The organism is Bacillus sp. SD127, from assembly GCF_058566445.1.
Map to the genome: position 1 here is coordinate 2,609,494 of NZ_CP191226.1, position 16,027 is coordinate 2,625,520.

General features: G+C 45.3%; 17 protein-coding genes. 1 reads left to right on the top strand and 16 read right to left on the bottom strand.

What is annotated here, in order from left to right:
* Nucleotides 1-41: 41 nt before the first annotated feature.
* The 9 genes from fabG to ACQVGS_RS13615 all read right to left on the bottom strand — a co-directional run bounded on the left by fabG (nt 42) and on the right by ACQVGS_RS13615 (nt 9,223).
* Entirely contained in the window at nt 42-782 is a 741-nt protein-coding gene (gene fabG, locus ACQVGS_RS13575) for a 3-oxoacyl-[acyl-carrier-protein] reductase (RefSeq protein WP_101863348.1), read from the bottom strand.
* Nucleotides 775-1,728, bottom strand: a complete 954-nt coding sequence (fabD, locus tag ACQVGS_RS13580) for an ACP S-malonyltransferase (protein WP_095713824.1) — start codon at nt 1,726-1,728, stop codon at nt 775-777. The genes fabG and fabD overlap by 8 nt, the downstream gene beginning before the upstream one ends.
* A gap of 18 nt (nt 1,729-1,746) precedes the next feature.
* Nucleotides 1,747-2,745, bottom strand: coding sequence for a phosphate acyltransferase PlsX (plsX, locus tag ACQVGS_RS13585; protein ID WP_024121373.1), 999 nt, complete (start codon nt 2,743-2,745; stop codon nt 1,747-1,749).
* A 13-nt stretch (nt 2,746-2,758) separates the two neighbouring features.
* Nucleotides 2,759-3,325, bottom strand: a complete 567-nt coding sequence (gene fapR, locus ACQVGS_RS13590; protein WP_106020684.1) for a transcription factor FapR — start codon at nt 3,323-3,325, stop codon at nt 2,759-2,761.
* Nucleotides 3,326-3,432: 107 nt separating this feature from the next.
* Nucleotides 3,433-5,481 carry an ATP-dependent DNA helicase RecG gene (gene recG / locus ACQVGS_RS13595; RefSeq protein ID WP_106020682.1) on the bottom strand — a complete coding sequence of 683 codons (2,049 nt, stop codon included), beginning with the start codon at nt 5,479-5,481 and terminating at the stop codon, nt 3,433-3,435.
* Nucleotides 5,459-6,361 carry an L-serine ammonia-lyase, iron-sulfur-dependent, subunit alpha gene (gene sdaAA / locus ACQVGS_RS13600; protein ID WP_024121370.1) on the bottom strand — a complete coding sequence of 301 codons (903 nt, stop codon included), beginning with the start codon at nt 6,359-6,361 and terminating at the stop codon, nt 5,459-5,461. Before sdaAA ends, recG begins: the two co-directional genes overlap by 23 nt.
* Nucleotides 6,362-6,384: 23 nt before the next feature.
* On the bottom strand, nt 6,385-7,047 hold the full coding sequence (gene sdaAB, locus ACQVGS_RS13605; RefSeq protein WP_024121369.1) for an L-serine ammonia-lyase, iron-sulfur-dependent subunit beta: 663 nt from the start codon (nt 7,045-7,047) through the stop codon (nt 6,385-6,387).
* Nucleotides 7,048-7,186: 139 nt separating this feature from the next.
* Nucleotides 7,187-8,845, bottom strand: a complete 1,659-nt coding sequence (locus ACQVGS_RS13610; RefSeq protein WP_106020680.1) for a DAK2 domain-containing protein — start codon at nt 8,843-8,845, stop codon at nt 7,187-7,189.
* A 15-nt stretch (nt 8,846-8,860) separates the two neighbouring features.
* Complete coding sequence (locus ACQVGS_RS13615) at nt 8,861-9,223, bottom strand: Asp23/Gls24 family envelope stress response protein (protein ID WP_024121367.1); 363 nt, start codon at nt 9,221-9,223, stop codon at nt 8,861-8,863.
* Between the two features lie 278 nt (nt 9,224-9,501).
* On the opposite strand from ACQVGS_RS13615, the gene rpmB reads away from it, so the two are divergent.
* Complete coding sequence (rpmB, locus tag ACQVGS_RS13620) at nt 9,502-9,690, top strand: 50S ribosomal protein L28 (RefSeq protein ID WP_003221548.1); 189 nt, start codon at nt 9,502-9,504, stop codon at nt 9,688-9,690.
* Nucleotides 9,691-9,761: 71 nt separating this feature from the next.
* Here rpmB and spoVM read toward each other — a convergent pair whose 3' ends face one another.
* The 7 genes from spoVM to rlmN all read right to left on the bottom strand — a co-directional run bounded on the left by spoVM (nt 9,762) and on the right by rlmN (nt 16,024).
* The gene (spoVM, locus tag ACQVGS_RS13625) at nt 9,762-9,842 is read right to left on the bottom strand and encodes a stage V sporulation protein SpoVM (RefSeq protein ID WP_003221545.1); all 81 of its coding nucleotides are present in this window, start codon (nt 9,840-9,842) and stop codon (nt 9,762-9,764) included.
* An 83-nt stretch (nt 9,843-9,925) separates the two neighbouring features.
* Complete coding sequence (locus tag ACQVGS_RS13630) at nt 9,926-10,570, bottom strand: thiamine diphosphokinase (protein ID WP_101861203.1); 645 nt, start codon at nt 10,568-10,570, stop codon at nt 9,926-9,928.
* A gap of 74 nt (nt 10,571-10,644) precedes the next feature.
* A complete protein-coding gene (gene rpe, locus ACQVGS_RS13635) occupies nt 10,645-11,298 on the bottom strand; it encodes a ribulose-phosphate 3-epimerase (RefSeq protein WP_101861202.1) in 654 nt (217 codons plus the stop codon).
* 3 nt (nt 11,299-11,301) lie between these two features.
* Nucleotides 11,302-12,204, bottom strand: a complete 903-nt coding sequence (gene rsgA, locus ACQVGS_RS13640) for a ribosome small subunit-dependent GTPase A (protein ID WP_024121364.1) — start codon at nt 12,202-12,204, stop codon at nt 11,302-11,304.
* A 14-nt stretch (nt 12,205-12,218) separates the two neighbouring features.
* Nucleotides 12,219-14,168: a Stk1 family PASTA domain-containing Ser/Thr kinase gene (gene pknB, locus ACQVGS_RS13645; RefSeq protein ID WP_095713818.1), complete on the bottom strand. Its 1,950-nt coding sequence runs from the start codon at nt 14,166-14,168 to the stop codon at nt 12,219-12,221.
* Nucleotides 14,162-14,926: a protein-serine/threonine phosphatase PrpC gene (gene prpC / locus ACQVGS_RS13650; RefSeq protein ID WP_024121362.1), complete on the bottom strand. Its 765-nt coding sequence runs from the start codon at nt 14,924-14,926 to the stop codon at nt 14,162-14,164. The genes pknB and prpC overlap by 7 nt, the downstream gene beginning before the upstream one ends.
* A gap of 6 nt (nt 14,927-14,932) precedes the next feature.
* Complete coding sequence (gene rlmN, locus ACQVGS_RS13655) at nt 14,933-16,024, bottom strand: dual-specificity RNA methyltransferase RlmN (RefSeq protein WP_024121361.1); 1,092 nt, start codon at nt 16,022-16,024, stop codon at nt 14,933-14,935.
* Nucleotides 16,025-16,027: the final 3 nt, after the last annotated feature.

Genomic DNA, 16,027 nt, shown 5'->3' on the forward strand with positions numbered 1-16,027 from the left:
AAAAAACTAGAGTAACTATGATGAAATTTTCGAGAAAAAACTTACATTACCATTCCGCCGTCAATATGAAGCGTCTGGCCTGTCATGTAACGCGCTCCCTCTGAAGCAAGAAACGTGACGACGCTGCTGACATCGCCGGGATCGCCAAAGCGAGCGAGCGGAATTTGTTTCAGCATTTCATCTTGAACGTCTTTAGCAAGTTTATCTGTCATATCAGTTGAGATAAATCCAGGCGCAATCGCATTAACTGTGATGTTGCGGCTTGCGAGCTCTTTAGCTGAAGATTTTGTTAAGCCGATCACACCTGCTTTTGCAGCCACGTAGTTGGCTTGTCCAGGATTTCCGCTGACGCCGACGATAGACGATACGTTAATAATCCGGCCTGAACGCTGCTTCATCATTTGTCTTGTGACAGCTTTCGTGCAGTTGAAAACACCCTTCAGGTTAATGTTAATGACATCATCCCACTCATCTTCTTTCATCCTCATGATGAGATTGTCTTTTGTAATTCCGGCGTTGTTCACTAGAATGTCAATCGTAGAGAAAACAGAAATCGCTTCTTTTATCATGTTTTGTACATCTTCAAGATTTGATACATCGGCTTTGACAGCAATCGCTTTTCTGCCCATTGATTTGATTTCATCTACGACTTCATTTGCTTTCGCTTCGCTGCCTGAGTAGTTAACGACAACGTTTGCACCGTTTTTGGCCAAGTCAAGGGCGATTGAACGGCCGATTCCGCGGGATGCGCCAGTGACAACAGCTGTTTTTTCATTAAGCATTCTCATTCTCCTCCTTAAGCGTTTGAATTGCCAGTTCAATCGTTTCCGGGTCTGATACGGCAATGGTTTTTAAGCGTCTGTTTACTTTTTTCACAAGGCCTGAAAGCACTTTGCCGGGACCGATTTCAATAAACGTCGTAACACCCTCTGCGATCAGCTTGTTAACAGTTTCCTCAAAACGAACCGGGGAGTACAGCTGCTCAATGAGTTTCTCTTTAATGTCTGCCTTATCTGTCATCACATCTGCAGAAACATTTGAGATCACCGGCACGTCTGCGTCTTTCAGTTCACAGGAGTCCAAGACTTCCTTCAGCTTATCAGCAGCAGGCTTCATCAGTTCAGAATGGAACGGACCGCTTACGTCAAGCGGAATCGCACGTTTAGCACCGTTCTCTTTTGCCTGTTCAGATGCAAGCTCTACTCCTTTTGCCGTTCCGGAAATAACGATTTGTCCGGGACAGTTGAGGTTGGCAAGCTGCACAAGGTGGCCATCCTCAGTGACTTTATCGGTTACTTGTTTCAATGCGTCGGCATCCATGCCGAGAATGGCAGCCATCGCTCCTTCTCCGGCCGGCACCGCTTCGTTCATGAACTCACCGCGTTTTCTGACAGTATAAACAGCGTCTTTAAAGCTCATTGCGCCAGCCGCCACCAGTGCAGAATATTCTCCAAGGCTGTGTCCGGCTGTGAAATCAGGTGTAATGCCTGATTCTTTAAATTTTTCAAGCACAGCCATGCTAGTCGTCAGCAAAGCAGGCTGCGCATTGTATGTAAGGGTTAATTCTTTGGCATCACCTTCAAAAATCAGTGAGCTGAGCTTTGTTTCCAATGTTTCGTCCGCTTCATCGAACAGACGTTTTGCAGCTGGAACCTGATCATAAAGCTCTTTCCCCATGCCGATAAATTGAGATCCCTGACCAGGGAATAAAAATGCAATCTTACTCATGATGTAAAAACCTCCAGACTATTCATCTGTTTTTTCTTCTTTTACTTCTTCCTGAATGAGCGCAGCCATGTTTTGGCTGACCATCTCTCTGGCTTGGCGGATCGCATGGTAAACCGCACGGGCATCAGAAGAGCCGTGTGCCTTGATTACCGGCGCTTTCAAACCGAAAAGACTTGCTCCGCCGTATTCGGAATAATCCATTTTCATTTTCATTTCCTTCATCTTCGGCTTCAGCACAGCGGCCGCAAGCTTAGATGTAAAGTTTGACGTGAGCGCTTCTTTCATCATTTTAAAAATGGACATCGCAGAGCCTTCAAGCGTTTTGAGTGTAACATTCCCGGTAAATCCGTCCGTTACTACGACATCTGCTACATCGTCTAAAAGGTCCCGTGCTTCCACGTTTCCGATAAAGTTGATGTTTGCCTCTTTTAATAATTGGAACGTCTGCTTCGTCAATTCGTTTCCTTTTTTATCTTCTGTTCCGACATTCAAAAGTCCGACTCTCGGTGAAGTCACGCCTCGGACTTGCTGGGAATAAACAGAACCCATAATGGCGTATTGAACGAGATGCTCAGGCTTGGCATCTACATTGGCGCCGACATCAAGGAGCAGAAATCCGCCGCCTGATACAGTCGGCAGTGTCGGTGCAAGCGCAGGGCGGTCAATTCCTTTAATTCTTCCCACAATAAACAGGCCGGCTGTCATTAGCGCGCCGGTATTTCCTGCTGAAATGCAGGCGTCAGCTCTGCCTTCTGCAACTTCCTGCGCCATCAGGACCATAGAGGAGTTCTTTTTTCTCCGCACGGCGCGGACCGGTTCGTCCGTAGGCTCAATCACTTCATCTGCGTGCAGCACCGTGATGCGGTCTGATGATGTTGTTAAATACGATTCTATTGTTGTCTTGTCACCGACAAGTGTAATATGAAGATCATCAAATGACTCTATACCCTTCATAACTCCGTCAATAACAGCTTTGGGAGCGTGGTCTCCTCCCATTGCATCTACAGCTATTCTCATGCATGCTCCACCTTTATGAATGTTTTGAACGGTACATGTCAAAGCGTCCAGAAAAAACAATTTCCTCTGCAACATAGCTGTTTACTTCGACAACCGTTCTTCCTTTTTCTTTCTCAACCGCCGTCACTTTCGCTTTCGCAACGACGCGCTCACCCTGCTTTACCTGCCTGGTAAAGCGGATATCTGCACTTGCAGTCAGCGCCAGTTCGTCATCTATAATTGCAACGGCCAAAGAATTCGCCTGAGCAAATAAATGATGTCCTCTTGCAATCTGATTCCGGCTGAATACATGCTCCTGTTTTATTTCTAAAATAGAAATCGCCTGATCATCCAGCTCAAGGTCAATAATTTCTCCGATGACTTCGTCTAGTGACAGGGACTTCACTTCATCTTCAAGCGTTTTCTCTGCCACGTTCTTAATTCTTTCTCTCAGCTCCGGTATGGAAAGCTCCAAGCGGTCCAAACGAATCGTCTGAATGCTTACTCCGAATTTTCCCGCTAATTCTTCATCTGTAATAAATGGGGTTGCTTTGATCGTCTGCTGAAGTAATTCCTGGCGTTCTTTCTTATTTCTTCTCATATCTAAACACCATCCGGCAAATTAAGACTAGGTACTAATAGTAGTATATAATTTCATAGATTGGAATGCAATGATTGTTTCTGGCTGAACACCAAAAACTTCTTACCTCAGCTCAATTTTTCCCCGTCCATGACTCCGCTTTTCAGCAAATGCTCTCTTAGCGCCCCATATTCAGGGTCGTTCCAGAACGCTTCCGAAGCCACCAGATTTGCAGCGTCCTGCCTTGCCGTTTCAAGCGCTCTGTAATCATGAACCATGTCCGCCACCTTAAAATCAGGCATTCCGCTTTGTTTTTTTCCAAAGAAATCTCCCGGGCCTCTCAGTTCCAAATCCTTTTCAGACAGTTCAAAGCCGTTATTGGTTTCCGACATGATTCTCATCCGTTCTTTTCCTGTTTCTGATTTCGGATCAGCCATAAGAATGCAGTAGGACTGGTGCTCGCCGCGGCCTACACGGCCGCGCAGCTGGTGAAGCTGGGACAAACCAAAGCGATCGGCGTCGTAAATGACCATAATCGTTGCATTCGGGACATTCACTCCGACTTCAACAACAGTGGTTGATACGAGAATTTGACACGTATTCGCGCTGAATTCCCTCATCACCTGATCTTTTTCATCGGAATGCAGTTTTCCGTGCATAAGACCGACGTTCCATTTTCCACGGAAAACCTCAGAAAGCATATTGTATACATCTATAGCGTTTTGCACATCAAGCTTGTCTGATTCTTCGATCAGCGGACAGATAATATACGCCTGTCTGCCCTGCTTTAATTCTTTTTCGACGAATGCCAGAATGCGGTCCAGCATGTCATGTTTCACCCAATAAGTCTCGATTTGTTTTCGCCCCGCCGGCATCTCATCAATGACGGAGACATCCATTTCACCGAAAACAGTAATCGCCAGGGTTCTCGGAATCGGAGTGGCTGTCATAAAGAGAACATCGGGATCCTGCCCTTTGTTCCGAAGCTTCTTCCGCTGTTCAACTCCAAATCGGTGCTGCTCATCCGTGATGACAAGACTTAGCGCTTTAAACTCGACCTCATCCTGGATTAAAGCATGGGTTCCTACAAGAATATCAATCTCTCCCGCAGCAAGCCGCTCAAGCAATTCCCTTCGGCGCTTCCCTTTTACAGAGCTTGTCAGAAGGGCAACATTGACATCCCACTTTTCAAACAGTGAAACAAGGGAATCAGCATGCTGTTCAGCAAGAATTTCTGTCGGAACCATAAGCGCTCCCTGATATCCGGATAAAATGGCCGCATAAAGCGCGATGGCAGCGACTGCCGTTTTTCCTGATCCGACGTCTCCTTGAAGAAGACGGTTCATTCTGTATGGGGAGGACATGTCTGCTGTTATTTCGCGGAGCACGCGGGACTGGGCGTTGGTGAGAGGAAATGGGAGGCTTTTGACAAATGTCATGAGTTCTTCGTTTGAAAAACGCTGCCGTATCCCTTGTGACTGCTCTCTTTCCGCCTTTCGGAACGCCTGCATTTTCAACTGAAATAATAAAAATTCTTCGTAAACGAATCGGCGTCTGGCCAGCTTTAATGCTTCTCTTGTTTCTGGCTGGTGCATCGCTTTTAACGCTTGATGATAGTCCGGCAGCTTATAGCGAACTTTAAGATTTTCCGGGAGAGGATCAGGTATTGAGTCCGCATATTGGGTCAGCCCGTGCTGAATAAAACGTCTCATCATTTTGACGGTGACATTTTCTTTCACGGAATAAACTGGTTCAATGCTTTTATCCTCTTGATGCGGCCCATTTTTTAATTCCTGAACGGAAATGGTCTGACGGTGCTTGTCCCATTTACCGGAAATCGTCACAACAGAGCCCAGCGAAAGCTTTTTCTTTAAATAAGGACGGTTAAAACAAATGGCAGTGATTAAATAATGGCCGACAAGAAGGCGAAATGTCAGCCTGTTTCGTTTTTTTCCGTAATAGGTAAGAGAAGGCTCTGAATGAACCTTCCCTTCAACTGTGACTCTTTCATCATGCTGTACTTCTTCTAAATCCCTCAGCTCGTAGTCATCATAGCGATATGGGAAATAATTCAGAAGATCAGAAATGTCATAAATACCGAGTTCATTTAATGTTTTTTCTGTTTCCGGCCCAATGCCCTTAATGTTGGCTATACTAGTTTGCTGATGTTGTTTCACTTGAACCCAGCGCTCCTCCGAATATTTTTTTCTCTAATTCTCTTCCCGTCGGTGTGGCCGCTAAACCGCCCTGGCCTGTTTCTCTAAGGGCAGTGGGCATCGTTTGGCCGATTTTATACATCGCATCGATGACCTCGTCACATGGAATCCGGCTTGTAATGCCTGCTAATGCCATATCAGCAGCAATCATCGCGTTTGATGCGCCCATTGCATTCCGCTTCACACAAGGCACTTCAACAAGGCCCGCAACAGGATCACACACAAGGCCGAGCATATTTTTTAATGTAATGGCCATGGCCTCCGCACTTTGCTCAGGTGTTCCGCCTGCCATTTCAACAATTGCCGCAGCTGCCATGCCCGAGGCAGATCCTACCTCTGCCTGACACCCGCCGGCAGCACCGGAAATACTTGCATTATTTGCTACGACAAATCCGAAAGCTCCGGCCGTAAATAAAAAGCGGATCATTTGTTCTCTTGTCGGGTTCAGTTTTTCTTTCACGGCAAATAACGTACCCGGCACTACACCTGCAGATCCGGCTGTCGGTGTCGCACAGATTGTTCCCATGGCGGCATTCACTTCATTTGTTGCCACAGCTTTCGATACCGCGTCTAAAATCAGCGCTCCCGACAGGCTTTTTCCAGATCGAATGTAGGCCTGTAATTTAACGGCATCCCCGCCTGTTAAGCCCGTTTGACTCGTAACCCCTTCAAGCCCTTTCTGAACCGCCGCTTCCATAACAGTCAGATTGTGATCCATCTGCTGAAAAATTTCTTCTTTTGTTTTTTCTGTTACTTCCATCTCTTGAGCGATCATGATGTCAGAGATGGACATTTGCTTTTCTTTCGTTATCTCAATTAATTCTTTTACATTACGAAACATAACTGGCTCCTCCTGACCCTTCGCTAGTCAGCAATCTTTGTCACTTGAATAATGTTCGGCAGCTTCGACAGCTCATCGAGAACATCATCGTCAATATTTTGATCCACTTCTATTGTCATCAGCGCAAGCTGACCAATATCCTTGCGGGCGACTTCCATATGGCCGACGTTGATTGAGAATTTCGCAAGGACATTGGCAACTCCTGCAATGGTGCCAAACTTGTCATTATGGACAACTAGAATGGCAGGGTGGTTTCCAGACAGACGGAGCTCAAAGCCGTTTAATTCTGTGATTTCAATTTTTCCTCCGCCTATCGAAATTCCCGTCAGTTCAAGTTCTCCCTTTTCATCAGAAATGCTGATTCGAGCTGTGTTCGGGTGAACCGGAACAGCGTCTTCGACTCGAAACTCTATATCAATTCCTTTATCTTCTGCAATTTGTATAGCGGTTTTAATCCGTTCGTCAAATGTATCAAAATCGAGCAGACCGCCGATGATTGCCACATCTGTGCCGTGACCCTTATATGTTTCAGCAAAAGAGCCGTAAAAGGACACAACGATGCGCTCAGGCTCTCTGCCAAATAAACTTCTGGCCACTCTCCCAATTCTCGCCGCTCCTGCTGTATGCGAACTGGACGGACCGATCATAACCGGGCCGATAATATCAAAAACGCTTCTGTATTTCATGCTATTCCTCCTTATGAATCAGAGCTTATAAGCGGCTTTGCTTCTAGACTAATTGATCGGATATAAAATGGCAAGCGGGCGCGTTACAGCGCTGCCGCACTTAAAAGCAGACATAAGAATAGAAGGGCGAATCGCCCTTCTATTCTGCAGAAACTATATACGAATACAGCGGCTGTTTTCCGTTGTGGATTTCAACCTCAATCTCTTCGTACTTGTCGTTGAGAAACGCTTCAAGCTCTTCAGCTTCTTCTTGAGACGCATCCTCTCCATAAAGAATGGTGACAATTTCGTCCTCTTCTCCGATCATCTCTGACAAGAGCATTTTTGCAGCACCCAGCTGATCTTCAGCACTGCCGATAATCGTTCCATTCAGAATTCCCATAAAGTCGCCTTTTTTTATGTCTTGTCCGTCAATATGAGTATCCCTGACTGAGTATGTCACCTGTCCGCTTTTTACTTGCTGAATGGCACTTAGCATATTGGCTTCATTTGCTTCAGGCTCTTGATCCGGATTAAATGCCAGCAGCGCTGACATCCCTTGCGGAACCGTTTTGGCAGGAATGACAAAAACTTTATCGCCTATCACACTTGCGGCTTGATTGGCAGCCATGATAATGTTGGAGTTATTCGGTAAGATAAACACAGTGTCTGCATTTACAGATCTTACAGCATCGACAATATCCTCAGTGCTTGGATTCATCGTCTGGCCGCCTTCAATCACAACGGAAGCGCCAATGCTTTTGAATAAATCAGAAATGCCTTCTCCCATCGCAACAGTCACAATGCCGTACGGCTGCTTTGCCGTTTTCTCGCTGTGAGCAGGCTCGCTGTCCTGGCTGATGATGGAAGTGTGCTGCTCTCTCATGTTTTCAATTTTGATTTTTATTAATTCACCGTAATTTTGAGCGTAGTTTAACACGTTTCCCGGCTCTTCAGCATGAATATGAACCTTCGCCAGAGACTCGTCTGCAATAACCAAAAGAGAATCACCAAATTGGCTGAGGTCATTTCTGAATGTGCCTTCATCAAATTCTCTTTTATTCTGATCGAGCCTTACCATCACTTCTGTACAGAAACCGAATTCAATATCATCTGTATTCATCATGCTCTGCGCGCTCTTATGATGCTCTGCGCTGACCATGTCATCAAGTGACGGAAGAACGGTTTTCTCAGGAACGGTCTCTCCTTTTAATGAAGCGAGGAAACCTTCATACACACAAAGCAGGCCTTTGCCTCCGCTGTCAACAACTCCTACTTCCTTCAGGACAGGCAGCAATTCCGGTGTCCGGTTTAAGGATGCCACAGCTTCCTTTGTCACCGATGTCATCAGCGCAATGATATCGGTTTCTTTTTCCGCCAGGGCCACCGCTTGTTTCGCAGCATCTTTTGCAACTGTTAAGATGGTGCCCTCCACAGGCTTCATGACTGCTTTGTAAGCCATATCGACACCGGCTTGCAGCGCGGCGGCAAACTCTTTTGCATTAATTTCTTTTTTTGTTTCAATGCTTTTACTGAATCCTCGGAACAATTGAGACAGGATGACTCCTGAATTCCCTCTTGCCCCCATGAGCAATCCTTTAGATAACGCGGAACCCACTTTACCGATATTACTTGTCTCCAAATGCTCCACTTCTCTTGCCCCGGAAGTCATTGACAGGTTCATGTTTGTTCCCGTATCACCGTCCGGCACCGGAAACACGTTGAGCGCGTCAACCGCACTCGCGTTTTGCGACAGATTCTGTGCACCTGCAAGAATCATCTCGGCAAAGGTTCTGCCGTCTAATGTTCTGATAGACAATCCTACTCCTCCTAACTACGGGTTCGTCACTCGTACGCCTTGGACATAAATATTGACAGAGTCCACTGCAAGTCCGACTGTTTGATTTACTGTGTACTTTACTTTTGTTTGGACGTTATGTGCCACTTCAGAAATTTTTGTGCCGTAGCTGACAATGATATACATGTCAATATGTATCTGTTCTGCTTCTTGGCGAACTTGAACACCTCTGCTGAAATTCTCTTTCCGAAGGATTTCAGTCAGTCCGTCTTTAATTTGGTTTTTAGAGGCCATTCCAACGATGCCGTAACAGTCAATCGCAGCGCCGCCGGCAACCATTGCAATGACTTCATTCGATATATCAATCTGCCCGTATTTCGTTCTTAATTCAATGGACACACTAGTTCCTCCTTCGAATGCATAGAGTTACAGCTATTCTACTATATGAATTCCATTATGAAAAGAAAAGACGCGACAAACGCTGCACGTCTCTTTACATATACTATAGCGCCGCTGTTTGTGCAAGATGTCAAGTGAATTTTCTTGAAAGATGATGAAACAATAGTTGCAAACGTTTTTTAGCTGTGGTAAATTATTTAAAGTATCCATATCGAAAGCATCTAAGAACATATGAAAGTGAAAAAGTAGATGTTTTGTGCAAGTGAGGAGGGAAACAAATGGCACGTAAATGCGTTATCACAGGTAAAAAAACAACAGCTGGGAATAACCGTTCTCACGCAATGAACGCTTCTAAGCGCACTTGGGGCGCGAATCTTCAAAAGGTTCGTATCCTTGTGAACGGAAAACCTAAAAAAGTATATGTATCTGCTCGAGCTTTGAAATCCGGTAAAGTTGAGCGTGTATAACAAAATGAACGCCTGCCCTGATATGTGGCAGGCGTTTTTATGTGGTGAAAGGGGGCTTGAACCCCTGGGCTTTAATCTTTTCTAAATGAGCCCAGCATCGCCCGGACAATTCCTCCTAAAAACTTCGGCAATTTAATGGTGTAAAATTTCATTTTTGTCCCCTCCTATAAGTCCCGTAACCGCCTGTTCATCGCTTTAAGGTTCATTAATTTCAACAAATGAGTGAAAGCAGAAGCTAATCCGTGCTTCTTATCATTATTAATATGCCTTTCGCAAACGAAAAAGTACCTCGTGAATGAATGAGTTCGTTACTAATACATAGTGTTGAACCAAGCGTAATATGACACTTATTTAGCGGATATTTAAAACCGATGAGAGTCAGCTCATCCACTTCTTCTGTAAATGGGATGAAGGAGATATACCGTTTGTTTTGATCGATAAGAAGAGAATATTCGCCTGGAGAGAACATCTGAATATCATTCTGTTTGTCTATAAGCTTCATTTTCGAATTTGTTTTTACTCCCCTGTACAGCAGCTGAATATTTCCTAAAAAGTGATCTGCTCTGCCTCCCGTAATACCGAAGATCTGAATGACATCCGGCTGCTTTTCCAGGGCCCAATCAAGAGCGAGGTCTAAATCAGTTTGATCTTTTTCTGCCTGGTACACATGGAGAGCGGGCGCGGCTTTTTCGATTTGCCGGCGTTCCTGCTCCGTAATGCTGTCAAAATCTCCGAAGGCTTCATCAGGAATGATGCCGGCATCTAAAAGCGTGACTGTGCCCTTGTCAACCCCGACCCAGATCGTGTGATCAGCCGTATAACCAGTCAGGTCAGGGATCAAATCTTTTGGGCCTCCCGCAACGATATTGATTTTTCTCATCTCTTTTTCCTTTCTGCTTCTGGGTACAGGAAAAAGAGCTCGGGCTAAATGCGCCCGGCTCTTTCTCCTGCTGCTTATTTGCTTCCTCTTATCTCAGAAATAGCTTTTTCGCGGTCAGTTTGGCCATAAACAGCAGAACCGGCAACAAGTAAATTTGCGCCCGCTTCGATGACTAGCGGGGCTGTTTCTTTGTTGACGCCGCCGTCTACTTCAATTAGCAGATCATGTTTCCCTTTTTCCTCTGCCATTCGTTTCACTTCTTTTATTTTCGGAAGAACAGAATGAATAAATTTCTGTCCGCCAAATCCAGGGTTCACCGTCATTAAGAGAACGAGATCAAGTTCTTCAAAAATATGCTCAATTACTTGAACAGGTGTATGCGGATTCAGGACAACGCCAGCTTTTACACCCTGCTCTTTCATAAGCTGGATTGTCCGGTGAAGGTGCGGACAGGCTTCGGCATGTACAGACAGGATATCTGCTCCAGCTTTTGCGAAAGCCGGTATATAACGATCCGGCTCTTCAATCATTAAATGTACATCCAGGGGCAGTTTCGTCACCGGACGAATGGCTTCTACAATCAGCGGCCCAATCGTAATATTCGGGACAAAATGGCCGTCCATGACATCAACATGAATGTAATCGGCTCCGCCTTTTTCTACATCTTGAATCTCTTTGCCTAAAGCGGCAAAATCAGCGGAAAGAATAGAAGGTGCAATCTTTACCATGATCTAATACCTCGGCTTTCTGTCTTTGATCTCTGTAATAAATTCAACATAATGGTCGTAGCGGTACTGCTTTAATTCCCCTTCTTCAACAGCTTGTTTGACTGCACATTTCGGCTCTTTCAAATGCAAACACCCTCTGAATTTGCATGATGCGCTTTTTTCTCTGATGTCAGGGAAGGTGTAGCCCAGCTCTCCTTCTTCTATGTCTGTAAACTCAAGAGAGCTGAAACCCGGCGTATCCGCAACCAGACCTCCGGACGTGTGAATGAGCTCCACATGGCGGGTTGTGTGCTTCCCGCGGCCTAAATGCTCGGAAATCTCGTTTGTTCTCAAACCCAGCTCGGGACTGATCGCGTTGAGAAGCGAGGATTTTCCAACCCCAGACTGACCGGCAAAGACCGTTGTTTTGCCGCGGAAATGCGGGATGATCTCCGTTAAACTGTCTTGGTCCTTTGAAGAGGTAAGATACACGTCATAGCCAATATTCCGGTAGTCTTCAGCATACGCTTGAATGAGCTTTTGTGTATGTTGATCTTCAATTAAATCCATTTTTGTAATACAAATAATCGGCTGGATGTCATTCGCTTCTACGAGAACCAAGAAACGGTCGAGCAATGCTGTGCTGAAAGATGGCTGCATCGCCGAGAAAACAAGCACCGCTTGATCAACGTTGCAGATCGGCGGCCTGATAAGTTCATTGGTTCTTTCTTTAATCTCCAGAAGATATCCTTCTTTATTATTTTCAGCTTGATAAACAACATAATCACCGACCAAAGGGGTGATTTTATTTTTTCTGAAAATGCCTCTTCCTCTGCATTGTATAACTTTTCCGTTATTTGAATCCTCTGATTCATCCAGTACGTAATAAAAGCCGCTAAGCGCTTTAATAATTTTGCCCTCAGGCATATTTTCCCTCCTTGTTATTCATCTTTCGGATACTCAATTGTTTTGTAGCTGACGACTTTATTATTTACCATCACTTGATAGTACCCTTTTTGGCCAGGTTCAATCTTCAGTTCGATCGTCCGTTCTACGGGCTCTTTAATCTTAAAATGTTCGTAAGTGTCAGAAATGCTGTGGTCCGCGTCGTCAATCGCGATTTGCACCTCCAGCTCGTCCCCTTCGTTTTCAGGCTCATATGGAATCTTGACTTTTTCTTTCACTGTTTTCGCCGGTTTTTTCTCAGGTCCGAGAGAAAATGTCACTTCGACCTCATTTCCCGGCTTTAGCGCCGTTCCCGCTGCCGGTTTTTGTTTGACAACCTGTCCTTCCGGAACGTCATCTGAGTACGCTTCTTTTTCCACCAGCTTGAGCCCGTTATCTTCCAGATATCCTGAGGCTGCTTCTTTACTGTATGTTTTTAAATCTCTGAGCGTAATATCTTCCGGCCCGATGCTGACTGTGAGCTTAACTTGATCTTCGTCCGGCACAAGTTCGGTCCCTGCTGACGGATTCTGGTCTATGACAGTGCCGGCGTCTTTCTCATCATTATTTACTTCATCCACCGTTACATTTTTAAAGCCCTGTTCCTTTAACACTTTTTTTGCCTTGTCGACTGATTGGTCCGTCACATCACCGATCTGCTTTTTTGCTTTACCTGTACTCTTATAAAGCGTAACCGTTGCTCCTTCTTTAACAGTGGACTCGGCTTTAGGATCGGTTTTGACCATCAGGCCTTCTTCGATCTTCTCATCTGAGATTTCCAAAACGTCTGAATCTACCTGCAAGCCTTCTTTTTCTAGAAGATCTGCCGCTTTCTCATATTCCATCCCTGCTACATCGGGTATTTTGACATCCTTAGGCATAAAAAGAGAAGGAAAAACAGTGACGGCGAGAACTCCTGCCGTGATAAAAATCAGGCATATGGTGAGCAAAATCCACGGCCATTTTTTTCTCTTAGCTTTTTTCTTCGTTTGGTTTTCTTGAGGAAATGTCATGTCAGCTTCGGTTTCATTAGAAGCTTTCGCAAGCTCTGCATCCTTAATAATCGGAATCGCTTTCGTCATTTCTTCATCATCTTGAATCGTAAATTTCTTTTCGTTGAGCCTGTCCGCGTCAAAAGCTGTTCGAATATCTTCTTCCATATCTTCAGCAGTTTCATAGCGATGAAAAGGATCTTTGGCGGTTGCCTTTAATATGATGTTTTCAACGCTTTGGGGTACTGAGGGATTCCACCTTTTCGCTGAAGGGGTTTCAGCCTGAAGATGCTTTAAGGCGATGCTGACAGCCGATTCTCCATCAAACGGGATTCGGCCGGTTAACAGCTCAAATAAGACAATCCCAAGTGCATAAATATCTGATTTTTTTGTGGCCAGACCGCCCCGCGCCTGTTCGGGGGATAAATAATGGACTGAGCCCAGCACAGAATTGGTGTGGGTGATTGTTGTCGAAGTCAGTGCAGTCGCAATTCCAAAATCCGTTACTTTGATATTGCCCATATGGTCGATCAAAATGTTATGCGGTTTAATATCCCTGTGGACAATATGATTTTGGTGGGCATGGGCAATGGCTGAGACAATTTGCTCCATGATGCTGAGCGCTTCTTTGGGGTGAAGCGGCCCATTTGCTGTTATGTATTCTTTTAGCGTCATGCCCTCTACGTATTCCATGACAATATAGTAAATGTCATCTTCCTCGCCCAAATCATAAATGCTGACAATATTCGGGTGATCAAGGCTTGATGCCGATTGGGCTTCTCTTCGGAAACGCCTGATAAACTCATTGTCATTCACATAGTCAAACCGCAGGATTTTGATTGCGACTTCACGATCAAGAATAATGTCCTCAGCTAAATAAACGTTGGCCATTCCCCCGCCGCCTATGGCACGGAGAATCTGGTAACGCCCGCTGATTCGCTTGCCGATTAGCACTGATCTTCACCCTCTTCAACATGTAAAGCAAGCTCAAGCAAAACTGCTGTAATATTGTCTTCCCCGCCATTCTCATTGGCTTTGTCCACAAGCAGGTTTACTTTTTCCTGAGGAGCTGAATCGCTTTGCAGGATGTCTTTTAATTCAGTGACTTCCACTTTATTCGTCAGTCCATCAGAACATAAAAGGAGTTTGTCTCCGGGTTCAATTTCGAAAGAACGTGCGTCAATACTGACAGATTGATCTGTTCCGAGCGCCTTCGTCAGCACATTTTTGCGCGGATGATGCTCAGCATCTTCTCTGGAGATTTCACCGGTGCGAACCAGTTCATTCACAAGAGAATGATCCTCTGTCACCTGAACGAAAAGATCGTCCTGAAGCAAATAGCATCTGCTGTCGCCTATATGAGCAACGGAAACCGTTTTGCCTGTAAAAAGAGCGCATACAATGGTTGTTCCCATGCCTTGGCATTCTTCGTGCGCTTGGGCATGATCGTAAATCTTGCTGTTTACCGCGAGAATCTGTTCAATGAGCCACTCTTCACACTCTGACGGCGCCGCAGGAACCGTATCTGCCTCATTCCATTTCTCTCCCATGGCTTTCACAGCCATCTTGCTTGCAACATCTCCAGCAAGATGGCCGCCCATGCCATCAGCGACAACCGCTAATACAAAATCGTCTTTCCCCTTAAAAATACCCGCATCATCTTCATTATGCTGGCGGATTTTCCCTGTATCTGTTTTTAAGGCTGTTAACAACCCTCATCACCTCGTCTCGTCTTGACGCTCCTTCGCGCGAAGCTGACCGCAGGCTGCGTCAATGTCATGGCCTTGCTCTCTTCGGATCGTGACATTTACTCCGCGGGATTTCAGCGTTTTCTCAAAAGCAAAAATCTGCTCGCGCGGTGTGCGGACGTAATCCCGTTCAGGCACATAGTTTACCGGAATCAAGTTCACGTGGCATTTTACGCCTTCCAGCAAGTCTGCAAGCTCTTCAGCGTGCTCGACCTGATCATTTACGCCGCCGAACAGACCATATTCAAAGCTGATCCGGCGTCCTGTTTTATTAATGTAATATTTAACGGCTTCCATTAAATCAGGCAGCTTGTACGCTCTGTTAATCGGCATCAAACGGCTTCTGATTTCTGTATTTGGCGCGTGCAGAGAAATCGCAAAGTTAATCTGCATTTGCTGATCAGCGAATTCGTAAATTTTCGGGATGATTCCGCTTGTAGAAACAGTAATATGGCGGGCTCCTATATTCAGTCCCTTATCATGGTTAATGATTTTTAAGAAGGCAAGCATTTCGTTAAAGTTATCAAATGGTTCGCCAATTCCCATGATGACGACAGAGCTGACGCGTTCATCCGTTTCATCCAGCGCTTTTTGAACTTTCACCACTTGAGCGACAATTTCGCCCGCTTCAAGATTTCGTTTTAAGCCGCCGAGCGTTGATGCGCAGAATGTGCAGCCAATGCGGCAGCCGACTTGTGTCGTTACACATACAGAATTACCATACTCGTGTCTCATTAAAACGGTTTCGATTGTATAACCGTCGTGAAGCTCGAATAAAAACTTCATCGTACCATCTTGAGAAGTTTGTTTAACTGCTGTTTTCAGCGTCGTTAATACGAAATGAGTGTTTAATTTCTCACGCAGATCCTTTGACAGGTTTGTCATTTCGTCAAAAGAAGATACTCGTTTTTCGTAAAGCCATTCAAAAATCTGTGCCGCGCGGAACGGTTTCTCTCCGTTGTCTGTCAGCCATTGTTTGATTTCGTCTAATTCAAAAGAATAAATTGAAGGACGCTCTGTCCGCAATTCTTTTCTGATCTTTGTTTTTTTAAGTTCTGTCATTGC

What these genes read in the sequence shown, in the direction of transcription:
- fabG (WP_101863348.1), bottom strand. Translation starts at nt 782, where the DNA reads ATGCTTAATGAAAAAACAGCTGTTGTCACTGGCGCATCCCGCGGAATC.
- fabD (WP_095713824.1), bottom strand. Translation starts at nt 1,728, where the DNA reads ATGAGTAAGATTGCATTTTTATTCCCTGGTCAGGGATCTCAATTTATC.
- plsX (WP_024121373.1), bottom strand. Translation starts at nt 2,745, where the DNA reads ATGAGAATAGCTGTAGATGCAATGGGAGGAGACCACGCTCCCAAAGCT.
- fapR (WP_106020684.1), bottom strand. Translation starts at nt 3,325, where the DNA reads ATGAGAAGAAATAAGAAAGAACGCCAGGAATTACTTCAGCAGACGATC.
- sdaAA (WP_024121370.1), bottom strand. Translation starts at nt 6,361, where the DNA reads ATGTTTCGTAATGTAAAAGAATTAATTGAGATAACGAAAGAAAAGCAA.
- sdaAB (WP_024121369.1), bottom strand. Translation starts at nt 7,047, where the DNA reads ATGAAATACAGAAGCGTTTTTGATATTATCGGCCCGGTTATGATCGGT.
- rpmB (WP_003221548.1), top strand. Translation starts at nt 9,502, where the DNA reads ATGGCACGTAAATGCGTTATCACAGGTAAAAAAACAACAGCTGGGAAT.
- spoVM (WP_003221545.1), bottom strand. Translation starts at nt 9,842, where the DNA reads ATGAAATTTTACACCATTAAATTGCCGAAGTTTTTAGGAGGAATTGTC.
- ACQVGS_RS13630 (WP_101861203.1), bottom strand. Translation starts at nt 10,570, where the DNA reads ATGAGAAAAATCAATATCGTTGCGGGAGGCCCAAAAGATTTGATCCCT.
- rpe (WP_101861202.1), bottom strand. Translation starts at nt 11,298, where the DNA reads ATGGTAAAGATTGCACCTTCTATTCTTTCCGCTGATTTTGCCGCTTTA.
- rsgA (WP_024121364.1), bottom strand. Translation starts at nt 12,204, where the DNA reads ATGCCTGAGGGCAAAATTATTAAAGCGCTTAGCGGCTTTTATTACGTA.
- rlmN (WP_024121361.1), bottom strand. Translation starts at nt 16,024, where the DNA reads ATGACAGAACTTAAAAAAACAAAGATCAGAAAAGAATTGCGGACAGAG.